A 19,150-nucleotide genomic window follows, 5' to 3' on the forward strand; every position below is an offset into this window, starting at 1 on the left:
TGGATTTTTATAAAGTTTTATAGAAGTGATCATGAAGGAGAAAATAATGGTTTTATTTGCAATGATAGCGATTGTACTGATTCTGTTCATCAGTTCAATCACAATTGAAAGATATCTAAAGGAAAATAATCGTCAAAATGAAGAGATGATAAAACTTCTAAATGAATTAAATAATAAGTCAGATGAAAGTAAATAGGTTACTTGATCAGTAATAGGCAGAAGCGGAGTGGTGGTATGGTTTTTGCTCTGATTTTAATGTGAATGAAAGTGATGTGAATTCTGGTATGAAAAGAATTGTAGCGCTGTTATGTGGATGTCTGTTATTAACCGGCTGTACATTCGGTGATCCGGATTACTATACCCTCTTTATTTTTCAGGGAGAAGGTGACAGCTGGAGAGCTGAACTCGAATACGTTGCTGATCATGAAGGTGATCATCCTCAGGATCAGCTGCTGATGACATACATTGGGGAAGAAACTGAAGGAGAGGCTGAGATCTCTATCGTTGATACTGATATCCGGGAGCACATTAATTTTCAGCCGCATGCAGAAACTGTACAGGTGCTTGAAAGCAGTAAATTAAAAGAATTGATCATTGCTAAAACAGATCAGGATGACCGGATCACTGAAGAGATTGAACTGATTGTCATATGGGGCGGGAATGAGGAGACGATTGCACTGAGCTATCATACAACAGTGAAAGAAGATGAAGGGATTACATGGTTTGATGGTCTGTTTGATTAGCCTGATGCTATTCATTACATAGGATTGAACTTTGAGGAGGTAGACATTTGAAAATTGTCGGATCAGCTGCTCTTTTTGTTATTCTCTTTTTATCCGCCTGCCAGCAGGAGTCCACACTCAGTATCAGCGAGGTAGAATCCGTACCTGATCATATTCAGGAGGCTGTACAGTCTGATGAAAGAATACAGTTTGTGCAGGAGGAGGCTTACGCGTATTACATTGCTTTCAGATCTGCTGGTTCAGTAGAAGCCGGACTTGAAACAGAAGATAATACGCTTTTCATTCAGTTTGAAGAGACAGAATCAGCAAGCGAGGCTGAACAGCAGTACGTGTACTTCCTGACGACAGAGCCTGAGCATGAAGTGCTTGATGTGCAGGTGAACGGTGAGTCTGTGCCGATTGATCAGATAATCGTAACAGAGGATTCGTATGAGGAGTAAGCAGGTGATTCATCAATTATATTTTGCAGAATGGCATGTAGATACAGAAAAATGGCACATCATATAATCGCTGTGCTGTTTTTCTATCTGAAGGAAAAACCCCGCTCAACCACCGTGGTCAGCAGCGCCCCCATATGCAACCCAACATTAATCTCCGTTATCCCCATAAAAAACAGACCCGGTTAACCCGGGTCTGCTCCTTAATGCGCCATCATCTCATGCGCAATCTCTTCACCGTCCATCTCAGTTGGGTAATACGTAGGCCAGTTCACAACTTCTTCAAGCAGTGCCGAGCGGTCATCACCCCAGTAAAGGTGATAGTGGTGGGCATCTGTAGGTGAGATGCCATGGTCACTGAACTGAATATAGACTGGCATGGTGCCGGATTTTTCTTCTTCGAGCTTAAAGACATAACGTACGCCGCGGTTTCCTGCTTCATATGTCAGTACTTCATAGCCATCATATGTGAATAGCCCTGAAGACTCTTCACCGTTCTCATAAAAAGTAAATGTATCATCTTTAATCACGATACGATCTACACCAGTTGCATAACCTTCTGTGTAATACTCTTTATATTCTTCCGCAGTTTTGTCGCCTTCTTCAGCTTTGTGTTCGAAGACTTCATCCAGTGTCCCATCCTGAAGGTACGGATATACTGATTGCCAGTCACCTTCCCAGTCAGAAAGCGGGCGATCTTCAATCTGATCATCTTCAAAGTAACCGTTGTAAATCTCTTGTGCTTCCTCATCCAACTCGAGGCTGTGACCATGGTCGTGATCATGCGCTTCATGTCCCACTGCCGGAGCAACTGAGAGGGCGATCGTCAGCTGTTCAAGATTATGTCTCATCAGAGTGAAATAATCTTCATTATTTTCAATATCATCTTCTGTTAAGACAGAAAGATTATGCAGTCTGAGTGTTTCAGCACCGATTTCATCTTTAACGACCTCAGTAATTTTTGACGAGATGTTCTGTTCGAAAAATATATGCTGCAGTCCATACTCTTCAGCTGTCTCAACGATTGACTGAAGCTCACGCTGGGATGGTTCCTGGGTAGGACTGAGTCCTGTCACAGCAATTTGATGGACCCCGTAAGCTTCTTCCCAATAGCCATAAGCTGCGTGAGACACAATAAAGTGATTGCCGGGAGCAGCACTAAGCTCAGAAGAGAATTCCTGATCCAGCGCTTCAAGGTCAGTTTTAAGTGCTTCGAAGTTGTCATTAAACAGATCTTTTTCTTCCGGCTTCATTTCAGTCAGTACATTTTTAATATTTTCAGCAACCTCAATTGAGCGGACTGGATCCAGCCATACGTGTGGGTCATAGTCCCCGTGGTCATGGCTGTGGTCATGATCATCACCGTGATCGTGATCATGAGAGCCTTCACTTAATTCAATTCCTTCAGTCGCCTCTACAATGGTCACATCTTCAGACTCAACTGCTTCCACAATACTATCAGCATATCCTTCAAGACCAGCACCATTCATAATAAATGCATCTGCTTCAGCGATCGCAATCATATCCTTTGAGGTTGTTTCGTATGTATGGGAATCAGATCCAGGTGGTAGGATGGATTGAACTTCTGCCGCATCACCCGCTATACGCTCTGCAAAAAATTGTAACGGATATACAGTTGTGTAAAGTGTTAAGGGATCAGATGAATCCGTTGACGCACTTTGATCCTCATTACTGTTGTCATTTCCGCATGCAGCAAGAGCCAGCACGCTTAATAAACTTAATGTAGTAAACCAATTTTTATTCATTGTTCTCCTCCTTCATAAAGTATAATGAATAATATATCGTAACGATTACGATTTGTAAATAGGAATGATTCTTTTTTATCGAAAAACTTTATATTTAAAAGGTAAAGATATCTTTACTTTTTGGTTTTGATCTTTTATGATAAATGTAAAGATATATTTACATTTTTATCCCGGGAGGTCGTGATCAGAGGTGCCTGTCAAAAATAACATCCAACAGATCCGTAAAGAAAAAGGGATTAAGCAAATTAAAATGGCTGAAGACTTACAGGTTACAAGACAGACTTTTACAGCCATTGAGAAAAATAAATATAATCCCAGTCTGGAACTGGCATTAAAGATTGTGCAGTATTTTGATCTGCCGATAGAAGAAGTATTTATTTTAGAAGAGGAGGAGTCAGAATGAAAAAGAAGAAGTTGCAAAAGTGGAATTTTACAATTGCTGCATTGGGTGGATTAGCCGGGATGATTCTTGGAACATTCATCTTCAGTGTTGCGGACTGGTCAGCCATTCTTGGTGCCTTCACTGCATTTGTAATCATATTTATTATTAATCTTGTTTATGTAAAATCCAAAAAAGATCAGACGCCGGAAGTGGATGAGCGTATCAGGCTGAACATGCGCAAGTATTATGCAGTCATTGCGAATGTGTTCATAGGCATTCTGTTTGTTGCTCTGGCGGTACTGACTTACATGGGGTATGAACAGGTTTCTCTTATGTACCTTTGGATGTCTGTGGTGGTTTATATGGTGGTGAGTGGTATTGGGGCACTTGTTGTCATCAAAAGATAACTGTGACAGGATACATAGAAAAAGAGTACTGAATCGTAACATATTCAGTACTCATTTAGATTAAACACTCATTTTTAACCTGTTAGCATATTCATCAATTTTTGCAGCTGTTTCAGTCAACTGATGAAAATCGCTGGTTGTTTCTCGGATCTGTTCAGAGCCTTCCTGAATGACTTTCTCCACTTTTTCAGTCCCGGCACTGATTTCTTTCACTCCTGAACTGATTCCTTCTGCTGAGTCTCTTACAGTTAATATTGATTCTTCTACTTTCGCAGCGAGTTTTTTCACTTCTTTGGCGACAACATCAAAGCCGCGTCCATGCTCGCCTGCTCGTGCAGCTTCAATCGCTGCATTCAGTGCCAGCAGATTTGTCTGAGAGGCGATTTCTTTAATCGCAAATGTCAGCTGCTGAATGTTTTCCGCCTGCTCCATCAACTCTGTCAGTGTTTCAAGATTTTGCTTAGAGTAAGCAAGTGTATGATCAATGCTTTCACGTAATTCTTCACTGCGCTTCACGCCATATTCAGCTTTCTCAGTCATATCACCGGAAACGTCTGACAGGGAAGACACAAGCTCAGATACGCCAAGCTGTCTGTTTGTAATATCAGTTGCCACTTTTACAACCCCAATGACAGTCCGGTCTTCAAAGATTGGCATATAAGTTGCTTCAAGCCAGATGACTGAACCATCCCGCTTTTTGCGCTTGATTTTATCCTGAAACTGAATCCCAGCGGATAAATCTCCCCAAAAGCGCTCATAATCAGGCGAATTTGAAAATTCGTCATAACAAAATACCTGATGATGACGGCCAATTAATTCATCAGGCAGATAACCAACGGCTCCTGCGAAAAGATCATTTACATACGTTACTTTACGGTCAAGGTCAAACTGAATCATCGCCAGATTTTTCTTGAACGCTCCCATGACATTGTTTTCTGATAGCATACTTAATTTACCCATACATACCCCTCATGTTCTTTATATTGTGATATAAGTCTTATTGCCTAAAAAATAGTTTTTAAACGTTCACCAAAATCTAAAATCAGCACTTTTATCATTCGAAATAAATCTATCTTTCCATTCAAGAAACTACTAATAGTTATAGTTTAAATCTTTTTGAATCAAAAGTCCTGTATTAAAGATTTATTTTAAAAAACATGATTAAAAGTTTGAGGGGGACATGATCAGGGGGGGCAAATGAATTCAATGACGAGGCAGGATTAATCAATCATTTTTAAAAGGGTGCCTGCTTCAAAAAACTCTCATTAGAATTCTTTCATCCGTGTATGAGAGATATATCTTTCACAGGGACAGAAGGTATCTAGCAAATGAAAAATTTTTGCAGTTTCATATACTGGAGAATCAGCCATGCGTGGCGGCCTACTTTTGTGTAAGGTGTCTGGATGGAGGAGAGTTTCTCAATAAATGCCCGGTCGCAATCACAATAATTTCCAGTGTCTCTGTAACATTCGTCATGGGCTTTGCATGCAGCGTCCGTTGCATTAATTGGAGCGCCCGGCCCACTGCAGCCTGGTCCGCACCACCGATAGCCTGGGAGTACACAAAACTTAAGCCATCTGTATTTTCTTCTGCGGGACACAAACAATCACCTCCTTCACTATAGAGTGATTTATAACAGGGCGAAATTCTTCTTCGCTCAGGTTATGTATCTTAATGGTTCAAATCAGGATATCAAGCCGATTTGAGAACGCATCACTCTCTATACTAATAAGGTATGATAATGTGAGAAATATGCATGGTTGAGTGTCAAGGTGACGCGACAAATTTCTACTTAGCGCGAGGAGATGAACTCAAGAGGAGAGGGGGGATTGACTGTACTTAATGACTTATTTAAAGAGGTCTATGTAACTGTGGCAGATGAATTAAAATAAACCGAATTCACTCACCAAAGGAGAGAAATCCGGTTTATTTATTCAAAGTCAGTTTTTCACATCCACCAGCTCAAAACGCTCACATACAAGCATCATATCTTCTGTATACTCAAGTCCAACCTCACTCAATTCCTTCTTGAAAAAGCGCTCATGAGCTTCTTTCCAATAACGATAGGTTCTGTCGCCTTCACCTTCAGCAATCGCAAACTCTTCAGGCACTTCATTCATTGGCATAATATCAACCTGAGCTGTCCGGATGATTGCTAACGGCTCGTCTTTACTGCTTAAAACGATGCTATAATCATCTACTGCAGGAAGCGGCTCATTCTCAAGTTCGTAAAAAATGAGTCCTGAGCAGGTAGCTGTTTTAACACCGTCGATTACTAATTGAGCCAATTGATCGGGTACTGCACCGAACTGCCATGCTGTCACGGATGAAGGTTTGGCTTTACCCTGATTCTGCCAAAATACTTCCCAATATTTCTTTGATTGTTCGTTCATCGTAACCTCCTATAAAATAAGCAAGACATAACCCTGCAAATATACCTGTACCATCAGGTAAAACGCAATGGCAAATTTGTAGTTAAATAGAAAGCTGTTTTTCACAATACTGATCCCATTCACTGCACTCAGTACAATTGCAGGCAAAATCAGTGGAGAGATCATGATTGATATGACGCTTCCTGAAGTGATGCCAAGTAAGACAATTTCGGGCGGATAAGGCACTTCAACCCCCTGCAAAATTCCTGATACCAGTACAATAACTGTCAGCGGACCAAGGCCAATAAAGCCAAGAATAATGACAACAAACGGCAGCACCCACAGGAAGTTCAGGAATGGAATAGCATCCGATACTAAAAAAAGACCATCTACAATATATTCCCCGTATCCCGACTGATTGATTGCATCAATCAAAAATCCTGCAGCGAGAAGAATTGAAAATTGCTGTGCTTTATTTGGAATGCCAGTCTTTGCATAGTGCTGTCCATGTCTAACCATGCGATAAGGCTTTTTACGAATGATAAAGTTCAGGACTACCCAGACGATAATGACGATCGGGATAATGAGGAGAAGACTGGCCTCCCAGAGTGAGTTAATCAGAAAAATTGAGCCGAACAGTGTGATGAAAAGAAAAACAAATTCAATCACTTCTTTATTTCCACCCGGCTTCTGATCTCCTGCAATTTTAGCAAGCTGTTCTTGAATACCTGCTGTCAGGTCTACGCCGTATTTTCGTTCTCGGAAATAGGATAAGCCTACCGCGAGCAGCACACCTGCAAATGAGATCACAAACCCCTGCAGGATTGACAGCCCAAAAGAGGCGTCAAGTGTATCGACTGCAAATATAAAGCTTGGGATACTGACAACCCACATGGTGGTTAATGCAAAAGCGCGTAACAGGGCAGTGCCCTTATAATTTTCCCATGCTTCACCCCGCTGCTCACTCAGGAAATTGTTAACCATCCCATAGACCATTGGAATCGCGCCAAATAATAAGAAGTATGAAATCACCTGTGTAATCATCATCATGCCAAAATAAAATTTCCTGCTTGTATTCAGCAGCCTCTGAGCAAAATGAATAACTGACTCTATATACGGTTTCTCCTCAAGCACCCAGCTGATCACGGGTACAATGAGTAAAAGCGCAATCAGTCCACTCATCACTGTAAAGCCTGAAACGCTTGATTCTATCAGAGACGTACCGGAAGTCAGATGAATCGTAATGGCAATCACTAAAAGAAAAAGTGAGATTGATGCCTGTTTGACCGGCAGAAAGAAATAACCGGTTGCAAATGCCGCAAGACCGAATAACGAAAGCGGTGTTGAGAGCGAATCTGCCTGGGTCAATGAAACAATAAAATGCATGATAACATATAAAAGAATAAAGAGGGTATATCCCCGTTTGGCTGTTTCTTTCATGTCAGATACCCCTGTCTGTGTCAAAATTTATCCACAGATATCGTATCACAGCAGGCAAAGATAATCTTTCAGCTTGCATTCACATCAAGAATGGATGGAAATGGTAGTATATGAATGATCAACTTTTAAAGGAATGAGTAAATAATGGAGGATTTGATTGCACCTGTTTTGATTATTGCATTGATTTTGATCTTAATTAAGACAAATGTGCTGCAGTTAAAAACTGTAGCGAAGGCCTATAAGCAGACGGGACGCAGCCTTACAGTAAACTATAAGTTGCTGCGCGGCACTGAAATCTACGGATTTTTTCTGAAGAAAAATGAAATGTATACGGTTCATTATGACGTGGAAATGAAAGAGGGCTCACTCGAACTGATCTTCAGAGGAAAAAAGAAAGAAGAATTTTTCCGCGAGGTCTTTGAACAAAGTGAATCAGGGTCATTCGAATTTGAAACAGCAAAACGTATACATACACTCGAGGTTTGCGGACAGAAAGCAAAAGGGAAATGTAAAGTTAAATTAGACAAACATGAGAGGTGATGAGCAAATAAAGTCCTTGTGAAGGTGAAAGCCTGTGCCATCAATAATACAGAGATCTGGATGAGAGAAGATCAGGCCAGTGTGATTGATAGACGTTTTCCGCTTGAACAAGCCAGGGAAGCACAAGTCTATTTAAAGAATAAAGGTAAGCTTGGGACAAGCCCGTTGCTTCCCTGACCTGCTGTCACATTTAAAAAACCGTATTCTCACTGAGAGTACGGTTTTTTGATGATGAAATCTAAAATACTTTCTTCTGTTCACGGTCTTCTGTAATCAACATCACAGCTTCCTTGAACCGCTGGGCGTGAATGATTTCACGCTCCCTTAAGAACCTGAGCCCATCATTCAAATCCGGATCATCTGATTGATCAATAATCCACTGATAAGTTGCCCGCGCTTTTTCTTCCGCTGCGATATCTTCATAAAGATCAGCAATCGGATCACCTTTTGCCTGAATATAGCTCGCGGTGAATGGGACACCTGCAGCATTATTGTAAAAGAGGGCACTGTCATGGCTCACGTAGTGTTCAGCAAGACCGGCTGCCCGGAGCTGATCGGGTGTGGCGTCTTTTGTGAGCTTGTAAATCATAGTGGCAATCATCTCAAGGTGTGCAAATTCTTCAGTACCAATATCATTTAACACACCAATCACTTTATCAGGAATTGTATAACGCTGGTTCAGATAGCGCAGTGCAGCAGCGAGTTCTCCGTCTGCGCCGCCGTATTGCTCCATCAGATACTTTGCAAGCGTAGGATTACACGTGCTGACTTTTACGGGGTACATCAGCTTTTTTTCATAGCTCCACAAATCGCATTCCTCCTTAAATTAAAGCGGAAGGCGCTTGGTCAGTTGCGACAAGCATAAGACGCGGAACGAAAAAGGGCGATCTTTCCCTTTATCGTTCAGTGGCTTATGACTCGAGCAGCTAGCGCCAGAAGCTGGATAGAGTAAAAGCGGAAGCAGGCGTTCAGGTCCGACAAGCATAAGGCGGCTTGAGAGAAATGGGTGCCCTTTCCCATTTTCTCAAGATGTCTTATGACTCGAGGACCTGCCTGCTGAAGCTGGATAAAGTGCTTAGACCTGCCACGGCCATGGTGCTTCAGCCCACTCCCATTCCTGGTGGTTTTGCACAGGCATACCGAATCGCAGTGGTCCATAACACGCTTCAAAATCGGTTTTCAGTCTGCTGCTGTAGGCTGCATAGTAATTGTACTGCTGAATTGCCTGGGCATCATCGGGATGCGTATTGAGATACAACACCAGATCGTAAATAACAAAATCAATGGCTTGAATCGCTTCAAGCTTCGCGTAATATTCTTTTGGTAGCTGTTTTTCCATTGGGTGAACCTCCTTTATTTACGGTAGGGGCTCTCATAATAATCGAAAAACGGTTCCCACAATGTGCCCTTTCTCAGCGCTTCTAAAGGTGGGAACTGAGGGTAATCAGGCGGCTGGAATCCGGTGAGTACATTAGGTGGTACAACATAGACTTTCGGACCGATCGGCGGACATGGATCAAACATTCCTCTGAAAGGAAGGTAATAACGTCTGAACGGGGTATTCGGTTGAGACATAGCTGTCCCTCCTGTGAATTCAGATTACCTGAAGAGTATATGCAGCAGGGGCGAGGAGTAGAAGGATTGCATGCAAAAAGCGTGCTGCACCTGCAGCACGCTCTCACCTTAACTGCTGAATCGAAGCAAAATCCCATCAATCGCTACATAAATAACGAATAGAAAAATTACAATATATGTATATCCAACTCTGCTCTTTTTATTTTGTCTGAGCTCAATCAGACCATTAATAAAAACAATCAAACCCAGTAGCAGGAGGGTGAAAGGCAGCCATTGATGGTCATCTGTAATGATGATATAAATCGAAAGGATAAGTAGAATAACCCCTAAGATCAATTTGCTGTTGTTCAAATCAACATCACGCTCCTTTTACATTCCGTCGTCTCGTTATAGTACAAAAAATCCGATAGCAAAAAGCACAACTGCAACGATTGCCCAGAAAAGTGCCTGTTTGTTCTTTTTCTGCATGAGAAGATGTCCTCCTTTTTAATTTTCGTATCTATATTTTACCATAGATGGAAGCGGAGTGAGGGATGGATTGGCAGATTGTGAGGTGGTTCTTATCAAGAGACTTAAGATTGACGAAATAAAAATTCGTCCTGAAGGAATACCAGCTGTACCTTGCCTACACAAAAAAACTGCCGTATAGGCAGTTTTCAGTCCAGCAGTCACCGCTGTTCCAAACGCGCAATCCGTTCATCAAGGTCAGGGTGAGTAGAAAATAGTTTCATGACGTTACGTTTACCGCTGATTTTCATTTGCACTGACTGCTCCGTATACAGCACTCGTTACAATGCAGGCAGCAGTTGAAAATGTGCTGATTGTTACACTCGGCAATATTGTCGGAGGGGCTTTCTTTGTTGGGGTTCTGTATACGTATTTGAATTCTACAAAGAAGGAAAAGGAATTAACTGCAAAAGCGAAAGCAGCTTCTACCAGGGCTGCTTTGGAGAGATAATTGAAGTATAGCCATGCTTTTCGCGTAAAGGTGAAAAGTGTGGCTATTTTTTTATTCATCTTTAAGTTTGCCCAGATCCAACATATTTCCCCGTCTATTACTTCATTTATCAATTCTAAAACTCGTGACATACTATAAAAAGGTTTGTATAGACCCACTCGTGGGCAGTCTGGTAGGATAATGAAGCTGCAACAAAATTGCACAGGTGGTGTTGAAGAATGAACAATCGATTTAAAGAAGCTGAGTTTGCCACATGGGTTGGCATCGTGGCAAATACGCTGTTAACGATATTAAAAGGGGTTTTTGGCTACATTTCAGGCAGCCGGGCCCTTGTCGCTGATGCTGCCCATTCAGCGTCAGACGTGGCGGGATCAGTGGCAGTGCTTGCGGGGCTGCGCACGGCGAAGAAGCCGCCTGATGAAGACCATCCGTATGGTCACGGGAAAGCTGAGAACATTGCAACGATTATTGTCGCGATTCTGCTTGTCGTCGTTGGCGTGGAGATCGCTTCAACTTCAGCAGGCGTCTTTTTTGGTGAAATCCCTCAGGCGCCAGGCAGCATTGCACTTGCTGTCATTGTATTCTCCATTTTGATAAAAGAAATCCTGTTTCATTATAAAAAGCGTATTGCAAAAAGAATCGACAGCTCTGCTTTGATGGCAGAAGCCTGGCATCACCGGTCAGATGCATTGTCTTCAATCGCTGCATTCTTCGGTGTGCTTGGTGCGATCATCGGTGAGCGGTTTGACCTGAGCTTTTTACTTTATGCCGATCCTGTGGCTGGTTTAGTAGTGTCACTGATTGTAGTGAAAATCGGTTTCTCTCTCGCAAAAGAAGCAGGTTCTGTCATGATGGAGCAGGTACTTGATGCAGAAAAATCAAACCCATTTATCGAAACGGTCATGATGATTCCAGGTGTTGAAAGAGTAGATGAACTGCTTGCAAGAACACATGGTCATTATATTGTGGTTGATATTAAAGTGAGTGTGGATCCGTATATTACAGTAGAAGAAGGGCACCGGATCGGTAAGAATGTAAAGCGCAGATTGCTTGAGCGTCATGAAGATGTGAAGCAGGTGCTTGTGCATATCAATCCATATAATGAAGATTCCTGATGCATGATGACGCTGAATAAGGGTATCGGTATGATAGGAGCCATTCCGTATTTAAAATGGTGAAGCATACTGATGATGTGCTAACTTTAGAGAAAGATCAGCACAGGTTGAACGAAAGGAGTTAGTCTCATGGCTGTGATCGAAACGGATGTATTGATTATCGGAGCAGGACCCGCAGGACTCATGGCTGCAAATGTCATGACAAAACGCGGAGTAGACTATATCTGCCTAGAAAAAAAACCGGGGCGTTCAGTGTTATCAAAAGCATTAGGTATACAGGCAAGATCTCTTGAATTATTCGAATTTCTCGGAGTGAACAAACCCTTTCTGAAAAGAGGATACCCCGGACCGGGTGCAAAGATTCATCTCGCAGGAAAGCATCCTTCATACGTTGAGATGTACCATATTAAAAGCAGATATCCATACTTACTTATTATCCCTCAGGATGAGATTGAAGAAATTCTTGAGAATCATCTGAATGAAAGAGGCGGACAAATTTTCAGAGAGCATGAAGTGCTTGATGTGACGCAAAAAGATAACGGAGTCTATGTAACAGCCGTACATCACGGCATCACAAAGACTTATTTTGCAAAATACCTTCTTGCCTGTGACGGTGCCCACAGTAAAATCAGAAAAGAACTCGATGTGCCATTCATCGGTGAAGATGAGGGGATTACGTTCTTCACGGGAGATGTTGAAGTTCCTGAGATGAAGGAGATTCATATTAATCTCCATCTGAATGACAGAGGAGCTGCCGCGTTCTTTCCTTATAAAGATGGCACCTACCGCGTTGTCGGATTTGATCGGACAAGACAGGGCGGACCGCGTAGAAAAGAGATGAAGCTCTATGAATTGCAGGAAACGCTCGATACAATTCTTGATAGATCCTACCGCGTGCAGCACCCCAAGTGGCTTGCTTATTTTGGCACAGCTCACAGGCAGGTTCCGAATTATCGCGTAGGAAACGTTTTTTTTGTCGGCGATGCAGCACATGTCAATAACCCGTTAGGCGGTCAGGGCATGAATATCGGCCTTGAGGATGTCGGAAATCTCTGCTGGAAGATCGATACCGTTTTAAAAGGCTACGCAGGAAATTCATTTCTGGATACGTACCATGAAGAACGTGCACCTGTGGCAAAAGAAGTTATACGAAATACCACACTGGAGCTTAAAATGATTCATATGAAAGGACTGCTCGGCCAGGCGAGAAACTGGTCAGGAAAAGCAGCGCTTACACAGGGCTGGGTCCAGTCCATATTTGCAAATGAGCTTTCGCATGTGCACAGCGATTATGATAAAACGCCGATTAACCGTTCATTTAGAGATAAATCTCTGTCCCGCAAAGCGATACAGGCTGGTGAACGTGTGCCGGATCAGATATTATTCAATGAAGGCACCACAGATGAAAGGCTTTATCCGCTCATTCAGCGGCTCGGATATGTCTGTCTGATCTATATCGACTGTTACGAGCAGGATCTGATTGATTTTGCTTATAACTTTGCTGAACAGGCGAATCAGGCTTTTCCGGATATGCTGAAAGTGTATCTCGTGGCCCGTGGCGGTACAGTCATTACAGAGCGGGACGAACTTCCAATTATCTATGACGTGCACCGTGATCTCGACAAAAACCTGGGGATGAGTAAAGGGAGTACCCTTTTCATTCGTCCTGATGGCCATGTAGGTTTCCACGACGGGTCAGCTGATGTGAGGAAAGTGATGGCGAAGTTAAAAAGGTATTTTATATGAAGGAAATTTAAGAAGCCTCGAAAAGGGCTTCTTTTTTTATGGATGATGCAAAAGGGCGTGGTGCCTGTCCTGACAGGAATACCGGTGTGAAAAATCATTGTATGGAATCGCAGCCTTCCATATAAAGAAACAGTAGTATTAAAAAATAAAAAAACTTTTTTTTAAAAAAATGATCCAATACTAAACTCTCTTCGTTAGCTGTTTGAAATCAAATAAATCACAATGAAGAGGAGAGTTATTTATGCAAAAGAAAAAACTACTTAAGAGAATTGCAGCACCAGTTTTAGGACTTTCATTAATCGCACCAACAACAGGACTTGCAGCAACAGGGGAGGCGACAGCGGTCACACCGGCCTCAGATCTTCGTTCAACACTTGATCAGCTGCTGTCAGAGCACTATGTACTGGCAGTGAACGCAATGGTGAAAGATTATAACGATGCACCTGATGAAGAGCAGGCTTATGCAGCACTTAATCAAAATGCACTCGATATGACACCGGCAATTGAATCAATCTACGGTGCAGAGGGTGCACAACAGTTTGAAGAAATATTCGTTAATCACAATGACTACTCACCAGACTTTGTGGAAGCAGCAAAATCTGATGATGCTGATATGAGAGCTGCAGCAGAAGCAGAGGTTGAAGAATTCACAAATGAGTTTGGTGCTTTCCTAGCAACAGCAACTGAAGGTAATCTTCCTGAAGAAGCAGCAGTGGAAGTTTTAACTGCACATGAAATGGATGTTATCAGTGCATTTGACAGCTATGTTGAGGGTGACTACGAAGCATATTTCACTCACTTCATGGAAGGTTATGACAGAATGTTTGACATTAGTAAAGCATTATCAGTCGCAATCGTAACGCAAATGCCGGATAACTTTGAAGGATCTACAGCAGATTCACCTGCAGCTGATTTGAGATCTACGCTGAATAACCTTGCAGCTGAACACTTTGCACTTGCAACAATGAGCATGCAAAACGGTGTAACAGGCGCACCTGAGTATGATTTTGCTACTTGGGCAGAGGATATGAATACTGATGAATTTACTGCAGCAATCGGTTCAATCTATGGTGACGAAGGTGCAGCACAGTTCAAGGAAGTATGGACAAGCGAACACATTAATGCACAAGCTGACCTTGTGAGCGCAACAGTAGCTGGAGATGAAGAAGGAATTGCAGCAGCTAAAGAAAGTCTGTCTATGTTCACTCAGGAATTCGGTATGTTCCTTGCAACAGCAACTGAAGGAAACCTCCCTGAAGATGCAGCAATCTCTTCACTTAAGACACACGAAGATCAGGTTGTCGCAGCATTTGACGCTTATGTAGCTGAAGATTATCAGACGAGCACTGATACATTCCGTGAAGGTTATGCGTTCATGTTTGGTGTAGGCCAGGCACTTGGTGACGCAATCGTGAAGCAAATGCCTGATCAATTTGCAGCTGATATGCCTGCAGATATGCCAAATACAGGTCTTGGCGGAGCAGCTGAACAGCAGACACCAGTAGCTGTATGGGTTGCACTTGCAACAGCGGTTCTTGCAGCAGCAGGATTCGCAATTAAAAAGAAAACAGCTGACCAGCAATAACATAGTCATTGAATAAGCAGAAGAGTGGTTCAGGCCACTCTTCTTTATTCACATAAATGGAGGGATCAGGCCATGAAGAAAAAGTTTTTTGTTTTTTTAACGGCGGTAGTACTTCTGAGCGTGATCAGTTATCAGGCGATCGCTATGAACCAGCCGAAAGAACAATCCGCCCCTGAAAATGAAACACAGGATCTGAAACAGGAAATTGAAGAAGAAACAGCAAAGTTAACAAAAGCAGTCGCTCACAAAGGAGACGAGTTTGTTCTTCTTGACTCTTTAAAAAAACGTCAGGCAGAGCTTGAAGAACAGCTAAAGATTCAAGAAGAGGGAATTAAACCTGCGCGAATCCAGATTCCAAGTCTTGATATTGATACCGGGGTTATTCCGGTAGGGCTTTTGGATAATGGGGAAATGGAAGTGCCTGAATCGACGGAGGTAACCGGTTGGTACGATCGCGGCGTGCAGCCTGGCGCAGTCGGGAATTCAGTCATAGCCGGTCATGTGGACAGTAAAGAAGGTCCCGCGATTTTCTTTTATTTGAAAGACGTTGAAGTTGGCGAACAAATTATTGTAACAGATGAAAACGGCACTGAATTGACTTTTGAGGTAAAAAGAAAAGAAAGTTACGCAACAAATGAGTCACCAATTGCAGAAATCTTCGGCCCATCTGATAAAAGAAACCTGAACATCATCACGTGTACAGGAACGTTTGATCGTGAGCAGCACTTGTATCCGGACAGACTGGTTGTCTATACAGAACTTGTCTCTGAAGATGAACCGTCAGATCCGCTAAAAGTGACATCAGCTCCTGATAATGTAGCTTATGAAGCAGGCTCCGTCACATGGCATGCAGTACGTAATGACACCGTAATCGGCTACCGCGTCTACAAAAAGTCTGAGCAGGATCCACGCTTTGTCCACGTAGCAAGTGTGTCAGCGCATGAACGGAAGAGCTACTATGATCCAGATTCTGCCGCCGGTGACCAGTATTATGTCACGGCTGTTAATCTTAAAAAGAAGGAATCTGCACCATCTGAGAAGGTGACGGGGAATTGATTAGGCCGCAAAGCGCTGTTGGGTGCTTTGCGTTTTTTTGGGGTAGAGGTGGCGCCGGCGGACGGGTACAAAGTCCCGAAGCGTCGAACATCAGCTGATAAGTGTCGAACAGTACAGTGTGAGTGTCGAACATCCAGGCTCAAACGCCGAACCCGCACCACTAAAGAGCGAACCCGACCCCGTGAACGTCGAACGCCGGTGAACCACACCGGCCCGACACACAAACCACCGCCATCAGTCACCCCTTCTCCAAATAAGACAGCCCCTCATTCACAAAGCTGTTAATCAGCACAGCGAGTTTCTCTGGCGGCTGGTCCATGTCGTTTGAGATCCATTCTTTGATCACATGGATCGCGCCGCTGACGACGAATGTACTTAAGTAAGTCGACTCTGCCTGACGGACGCCGTTATCATTCATCAGGTTGTTCATCATATAACGGCGCGTGAGTTCCATCACTTTTTTCTCAAACGCAGTTGAACCATGATTGCTGAGCAATGCCCGGATCACCGCATTATGTTCAATCATATATTCCAGAATTTTTTCAGTAATTTTAAGTGCTTCTTCATTCAGCTCAGTCCTATATCGCTGAAGGTAGCGATTCATATCCTCCACGATTTCATCTTCAATCTGACCGAGCAGATCAAAATGATCCTGATAATGTGTATAAAAGGTCGAACGGTTAATATCTGCCAGTTCACAAATTTCTTTTACGGTTACTGAAGAAATAGGCTTATGACTAAGCAGGCTGATCAGACTTTCCTTCAGCACCATGCGTGTGTATTTCTTCCGCTGATCCAGTTTTTCACTCATATCATCTAAACTCCTTATGTTAAATGTTTGTGAAAATCCAACATATAATAGACGTCGTGTTGGATAACTGACAGAACGAAACAGACTGTCTGTTGAATATCCAACACTGTGTCAATATAATATTAGAGTGTATGAAAGTGCTATGCAAGAGAGGATGACGCTTTATCGACTGGACGTCACGGGTTATTAAACATAAGAAAAGTATCGTACTTACATTTATGATCATAACGATTATTAGCGTTGCCGCGCAATTTGCGGTTTCAGTTAATTACAATATGGCAGATTACCTGCCGGATGATGCGCCGTCCATCGAAGCGGTGGATGTGATGCAGGAAGAATTTGATGAGCCTGTACCAAACGCGAAGGTGATGGTTCAGGATGTCACAATTGCTGAAGCGCTTGATTATAAAGAACAGCTTGAAGCAATTGATGGTATCAGCAGCGTCACATGGCTAGATGATGTGATGGATCTGACGGTTCCGCTGGAGATGGCCGATCAGGAGATGTTGTCATCTTATTACCAGGATGATGCAGCGCTCATATCGATTACGATTGAAGAAGAGCAGGAAGTTGCAGTAACGAATGAGATTTATGACCTGATTGGCGATGAAAATGCTTTGACAGGTGAAGCGGTCACAACTGCTGTATCACAGCAAATGGCCGGAGATGAGTCCATGTATGCAGCCCTGCTGCTGGTTCCGATTATTATCATTATTTTAATTTTATCGACAAACTCATGGATTGAGCCGGTGTTCTTTTTAACGGCGATTGGCGTGTCGATTCTGATTAATCTGGGGACGAATATTTTCCTCGGAGAAGTGTCATTTATTACACAGTCCGTTGCACCGATTTTGCAGCTGGCGGTTTCGCTCGATTATGCGATCTTTTTACTTCACAGCTTCTCAGATTACCGTAAAAAGGTCGATGATCCAACAACTGCAATGAAGCTTGCGATGAAGCGCTCTTTCCCGGCAATCATTGCCAGTGCTTCAACGACATTCTTCGGTTTTATGGCACTGACATTTATGGAGTTTGGCATTGGTTCAGACCTTGGACTTAATCTTGTAAAAGGGATTCTGCTCAGCTTTATCAGTGTGATTGTCTTTTTACCTGCATTAACACTCATGTTTTATAAATGGATTGATAAGACAAAACATCGTCAGTTCATTCCTGATTTTAAAGGTGTCGGCAAGCGTGTGATTAAACTGAGAGTACCGAGTCTGATTCTTGTATTACTGTTGATTGTGCCGGCCTTTTTAGCACAGAGCAATACGACATTTATCTATGGAGCTGGTGAGCATCCTGAAAACACACGCGCAGGACAGGATGCGGTGGCAACTGAAGAAATTTTTGGCAAGGAAACGCCGATGGTTCTGCTGGTCCCTGCTGAAGACCGGGGAACCGAAGAAGAACTTGTGCGGGAGCTTGAAACACTAGACAACGTATCAAGCGTTATGTCCTATATAAACGTTGCAGGCGCGGCGATTCCGCCTGAATATCTTGATGAAACAGTGACAGACCAATTCTACTCAGAGCATTATGCGAGAATCACCATTTTCGCTGAAACAGAGACAGAAGGGGAAGCAGCGTTCTCTCTGATTGAAGAAGTGAAGGAGACAGCTGACAGTTACTATGATGATGCTCATCTTCTTGGTGAGAGTGTCACGCTCTATGACATGAGAGAGATTGTACAAAAAGATAATACGTTTGTGAATGTGATGACTGTTGTAACAGTCGCCCTCGTATTACTGCTGACATTCCGTTCACTGTCAATTCCGGTCGTTTTACTTATTACAATTCAGGCATCAGTCTGGATTAACCTGGCGATTCCGTACTTTACGGATGCACCGCTTGTCTATATCGGTTATCTGCTGATCAGTACGATTCAGCTCGCTGCAACAGTAGATTACGGGATATTATTCACGGAAAACTACTACAAGCTCAGACAGGAAATGTCTGCACTTGATGCCATTAAAAAGACGATAGATGAAAAGCTGTTTGCGATCTTTGTATCAGCTTCTATTCTTTCAAGTGTCGGATTTATCTTATGGATCACCTCAACAAACCCGGTTGTTTCTTCAATTGGCCTATTACTTGGGCGCGGGGCGCTGCTTGCTTTTATCATGGTGGTATTCGTACTGCCTGCGCTGCTTGTCATCTTTGATAAAGTCATTGAAAAAACAACGTGGAAAGCAAATTTTTTTAAGGGGAAATGAA

Annotated in this window: 21 protein-coding genes and 1 pseudogene; 11 read left to right on the forward strand and 11 right to left on the reverse strand. The window is 42.8% G+C overall.

Annotation, left to right across the window (positions count from 1 at the left end):
• Positions 1–284: 284 nt before the first annotated feature.
• Both KP77_RS06005 and KP77_RS06010 read left to right on the forward strand, forming a co-directional pair.
• The gene (locus KP77_RS06005) at positions 285–743 is read left to right on the forward strand and encodes a hypothetical protein (protein WP_152614679.1); all 459 of its coding nucleotides are present in this window, start codon (positions 285–287) and stop codon (positions 741–743) included.
• Between the two features lie 47 nt (positions 744–790).
• On the forward strand, positions 791–1,183 hold the full coding sequence (locus KP77_RS06010; RefSeq protein ID WP_041121768.1) for a hypothetical protein: 393 nt from the start codon (positions 791–793) through the stop codon (positions 1,181–1,183).
• A gap of 200 nt (positions 1,184–1,383) precedes the next feature.
• On the opposite strand, the gene KP77_RS06015 is transcribed toward KP77_RS06010, so the two are convergent.
• Positions 1,384–2,946, reverse strand: a complete 1,563-nt coding sequence (locus KP77_RS06015; protein ID WP_041121769.1) for a metal ABC transporter solute-binding protein, Zn/Mn family — start codon at positions 2,944–2,946, stop codon at positions 1,384–1,386.
• 190 nt (positions 2,947–3,136) lie between these two features.
• Here KP77_RS06015 and KP77_RS06020 point away from each other — a divergent pair, with 190 nt between their 5' ends.
• Positions 3,137–3,349, forward strand: a complete 213-nt coding sequence (locus KP77_RS06020) for a helix-turn-helix transcriptional regulator (RefSeq protein WP_041121770.1) — start codon at positions 3,137–3,139, stop codon at positions 3,347–3,349.
• Positions 3,346–3,735: a hypothetical protein gene (locus KP77_RS06025; RefSeq protein ID WP_041121771.1), complete on the forward strand. Its 390-nt coding sequence runs from the start codon at positions 3,346–3,348 to the stop codon at positions 3,733–3,735. The genes KP77_RS06020 and KP77_RS06025 overlap by 4 nt, the downstream gene beginning before the upstream one ends.
• A 60-nt stretch (positions 3,736–3,795) precedes the next feature.
• On the opposite strand, the gene KP77_RS18635 is transcribed toward KP77_RS06025, so the two are convergent.
• The 5 genes and pseudogenes from KP77_RS18635 to KP77_RS06045 all read right to left on the reverse strand — a co-directional run bounded on the left by KP77_RS18635 (position 3,796) and on the right by KP77_RS06045 (position 7,547).
• On the reverse strand, positions 3,796–4,275 hold the full coding sequence (locus KP77_RS18635; RefSeq protein ID WP_407637916.1) for a methyl-accepting chemotaxis protein: 480 nt from the start codon (positions 4,273–4,275) through the stop codon (positions 3,796–3,798).
• Positions 4,276–4,335: 60 nt separating this feature from the next.
• Positions 4,336–4,695, reverse strand: a pseudogene (locus KP77_RS18640) (PAS domain-containing protein); the annotation flags it as partial.
• Between the two features lie 361 nt (positions 4,696–5,056).
• Positions 5,057–5,335, reverse strand: coding sequence for a phospholipase (locus KP77_RS06035; protein ID WP_084218610.1), 279 nt, complete (start codon positions 5,333–5,335; stop codon positions 5,057–5,059).
• A gap of 340 nt (positions 5,336–5,675) precedes the next feature.
• A complete protein-coding gene (locus KP77_RS06040; protein ID WP_041121774.1) occupies positions 5,676–6,128 on the reverse strand; it encodes an ASCH domain-containing protein in 453 nt (150 codons plus the stop codon).
• A 9-nt stretch (positions 6,129–6,137) separates the two neighbouring features.
• Positions 6,138–7,547, reverse strand: coding sequence for a hypothetical protein (locus tag KP77_RS06045; RefSeq protein WP_041121775.1), 1,410 nt, complete (start codon positions 7,545–7,547; stop codon positions 6,138–6,140).
• A gap of 144 nt (positions 7,548–7,691) precedes the next feature.
• On the opposite strand from KP77_RS06045, the gene KP77_RS06050 reads away from it, so the two are divergent.
• Entirely contained in the window at positions 7,692–8,087 is a 396-nt protein-coding gene (locus KP77_RS06050; RefSeq protein WP_041121776.1) for a hypothetical protein, read from the forward strand.
• Positions 8,088–8,325: 238 nt separating this feature from the next.
• Here KP77_RS06050 and KP77_RS06055 read toward each other — a convergent pair whose 3' ends face one another.
• The 4 genes from KP77_RS06055 to KP77_RS06070 all read right to left on the reverse strand — a co-directional run bounded on the left by KP77_RS06055 (position 8,326) and on the right by KP77_RS06070 (position 10,013).
• The gene (locus KP77_RS06055) at positions 8,326–8,895 is read right to left on the reverse strand and encodes a manganese catalase family protein (protein ID WP_041121777.1); all 570 of its coding nucleotides are present in this window, start codon (positions 8,893–8,895) and stop codon (positions 8,326–8,328) included.
• 267 nt (positions 8,896–9,162) lie between these two features.
• Positions 9,163–9,426, reverse strand: a complete 264-nt coding sequence (locus tag KP77_RS06060) for a spore coat protein CotJB (protein ID WP_041121778.1) — start codon at positions 9,424–9,426, stop codon at positions 9,163–9,165.
• Between the two features lie 14 nt (positions 9,427–9,440).
• Entirely contained in the window at positions 9,441–9,662 is a 222-nt protein-coding gene (locus KP77_RS06065) for a hypothetical protein (RefSeq protein WP_041121779.1), read from the reverse strand.
• Between the two features lie 108 nt (positions 9,663–9,770).
• Positions 9,771–10,013: a DUF3953 domain-containing protein gene (locus KP77_RS06070; protein ID WP_041121780.1), complete on the reverse strand. Its 243-nt coding sequence runs from the start codon at positions 10,011–10,013 to the stop codon at positions 9,771–9,773.
• A gap of 442 nt (positions 10,014–10,455) precedes the next feature.
• On the opposite strand from KP77_RS06070, the gene KP77_RS18115 reads away from it, so the two are divergent.
• From KP77_RS18115 to KP77_RS06090, 5 genes are all read left to right on the forward strand, one after another.
• Complete coding sequence (locus KP77_RS18115; protein ID WP_160289509.1) at positions 10,456–10,620, forward strand: hypothetical protein; 165 nt, start codon at positions 10,456–10,458, stop codon at positions 10,618–10,620.
• Between the two features lie 218 nt (positions 10,621–10,838).
• On the forward strand, positions 10,839–11,735 hold the full coding sequence (locus tag KP77_RS06075; RefSeq protein ID WP_041121781.1) for a cation diffusion facilitator family transporter: 897 nt from the start codon (positions 10,839–10,841) through the stop codon (positions 11,733–11,735).
• Between the two features lie 129 nt (positions 11,736–11,864).
• Positions 11,865–13,481, forward strand: coding sequence for an FAD-dependent monooxygenase (locus KP77_RS06080; RefSeq protein ID WP_041121782.1), 1,617 nt, complete (start codon positions 11,865–11,867; stop codon positions 13,479–13,481).
• 241 nt (positions 13,482–13,722) lie between these two features.
• Positions 13,723–15,066: a hypothetical protein gene (locus tag KP77_RS06085; RefSeq protein WP_041121783.1), complete on the forward strand. Its 1,344-nt coding sequence runs from the start codon at positions 13,723–13,725 to the stop codon at positions 15,064–15,066.
• 72 nt (positions 15,067–15,138) lie between these two features.
• Positions 15,139–16,122: a class F sortase gene (locus tag KP77_RS06090; RefSeq protein ID WP_041121784.1), complete on the forward strand. Its 984-nt coding sequence runs from the start codon at positions 15,139–15,141 to the stop codon at positions 16,120–16,122.
• 238 nt (positions 16,123–16,360) lie between these two features.
• Here KP77_RS06090 and KP77_RS06095 read toward each other — a convergent pair whose 3' ends face one another.
• Positions 16,361–16,933, reverse strand: coding sequence for a TetR/AcrR family transcriptional regulator (locus KP77_RS06095; RefSeq protein WP_041121785.1), 573 nt, complete (start codon positions 16,931–16,933; stop codon positions 16,361–16,363).
• Positions 16,934–17,151: 218 nt separating this feature from the next.
• On the opposite strand from KP77_RS06095, the gene KP77_RS06100 reads away from it, so the two are divergent.
• Positions 17,152–19,149, forward strand: a complete 1,998-nt coding sequence (locus KP77_RS06100; protein ID WP_052473992.1) for an efflux RND transporter permease subunit — start codon at positions 17,152–17,154, stop codon at positions 19,147–19,149.
• Position 19,150: the final 1 nt, after the last annotated feature.

Origin of the sequence: Jeotgalibacillus alimentarius (assembly GCF_000829445.1) — a bacterium.
GTDB classification, from domain to species: domain Bacteria; phylum Bacillota; class Bacilli; order Bacillales; family Jeotgalibacillaceae; genus Jeotgalibacillus; species Jeotgalibacillus alimentarius.

Bases quoted from the DNA above. Each gene is read 5' to 3' on its own strand.
- KP77_RS06075 (WP_041121781.1), top strand. From the start codon at position 10,839: ATGAACAATCGATTTAAAGAAGCTGAGTTTGCCACATGGGTTGGCATC.
- KP77_RS06045 (WP_041121775.1), bottom strand. From the start codon at position 7,547: ATGAAAGAAACAGCCAAACGGGGATATACCCTCTTTATTCTTTTATAT.
- KP77_RS18635 (WP_407637916.1), bottom strand. From the start codon at position 4,275: ATGACTGAGAAAGCTGAATATGGCGTGAAGCGCAGTGAAGAATTACGT.
- KP77_RS18115 (WP_160289509.1), top strand. From the start codon at position 10,456: ATGCAGGCAGCAGTTGAAAATGTGCTGATTGTTACACTCGGCAATATT.
- KP77_RS06100 (WP_052473992.1), top strand. From the start codon at position 17,152: ATGATCATAACGATTATTAGCGTTGCCGCGCAATTTGCGGTTTCAGTT.
- KP77_RS06090 (WP_041121784.1), top strand. From the start codon at position 15,139: ATGAAGAAAAAGTTTTTTGTTTTTTTAACGGCGGTAGTACTTCTGAGC.
- KP77_RS06065 (WP_041121779.1), bottom strand. From the start codon at position 9,662: ATGTCTCAACCGAATACCCCGTTCAGACGTTATTACCTTCCTTTCAGA.
- KP77_RS06040 (WP_041121774.1), bottom strand. From the start codon at position 6,128: ATGAACGAACAATCAAAGAAATATTGGGAAGTATTTTGGCAGAATCAG.
- KP77_RS06060 (WP_041121778.1), bottom strand. From the start codon at position 9,426: ATGGAAAAACAGCTACCAAAAGAATATTACGCGAAGCTTGAAGCGATT.
- KP77_RS06095 (WP_041121785.1), bottom strand. From the start codon at position 16,933: ATGAGTGAAAAACTGGATCAGCGGAAGAAATACACACGCATGGTGCTG.
- KP77_RS06085 (WP_041121783.1), top strand. From the start codon at position 13,723: ATGCAAAAGAAAAAACTACTTAAGAGAATTGCAGCACCAGTTTTAGGA.
- KP77_RS06080 (WP_041121782.1), top strand. From the start codon at position 11,865: ATGGCTGTGATCGAAACGGATGTATTGATTATCGGAGCAGGACCCGCA.
- KP77_RS06005 (WP_152614679.1), top strand. From the start codon at position 285: ATGAAAAGAATTGTAGCGCTGTTATGTGGATGTCTGTTATTAACCGGC.
- KP77_RS06025 (WP_041121771.1), top strand. From the start codon at position 3,346: ATGAAAAAGAAGAAGTTGCAAAAGTGGAATTTTACAATTGCTGCATTG.
- KP77_RS06015 (WP_041121769.1), bottom strand. From the start codon at position 2,946: ATGAATAAAAATTGGTTTACTACATTAAGTTTATTAAGCGTGCTGGCT.
- KP77_RS06050 (WP_041121776.1), top strand. From the start codon at position 7,692: ATGGAGGATTTGATTGCACCTGTTTTGATTATTGCATTGATTTTGATC.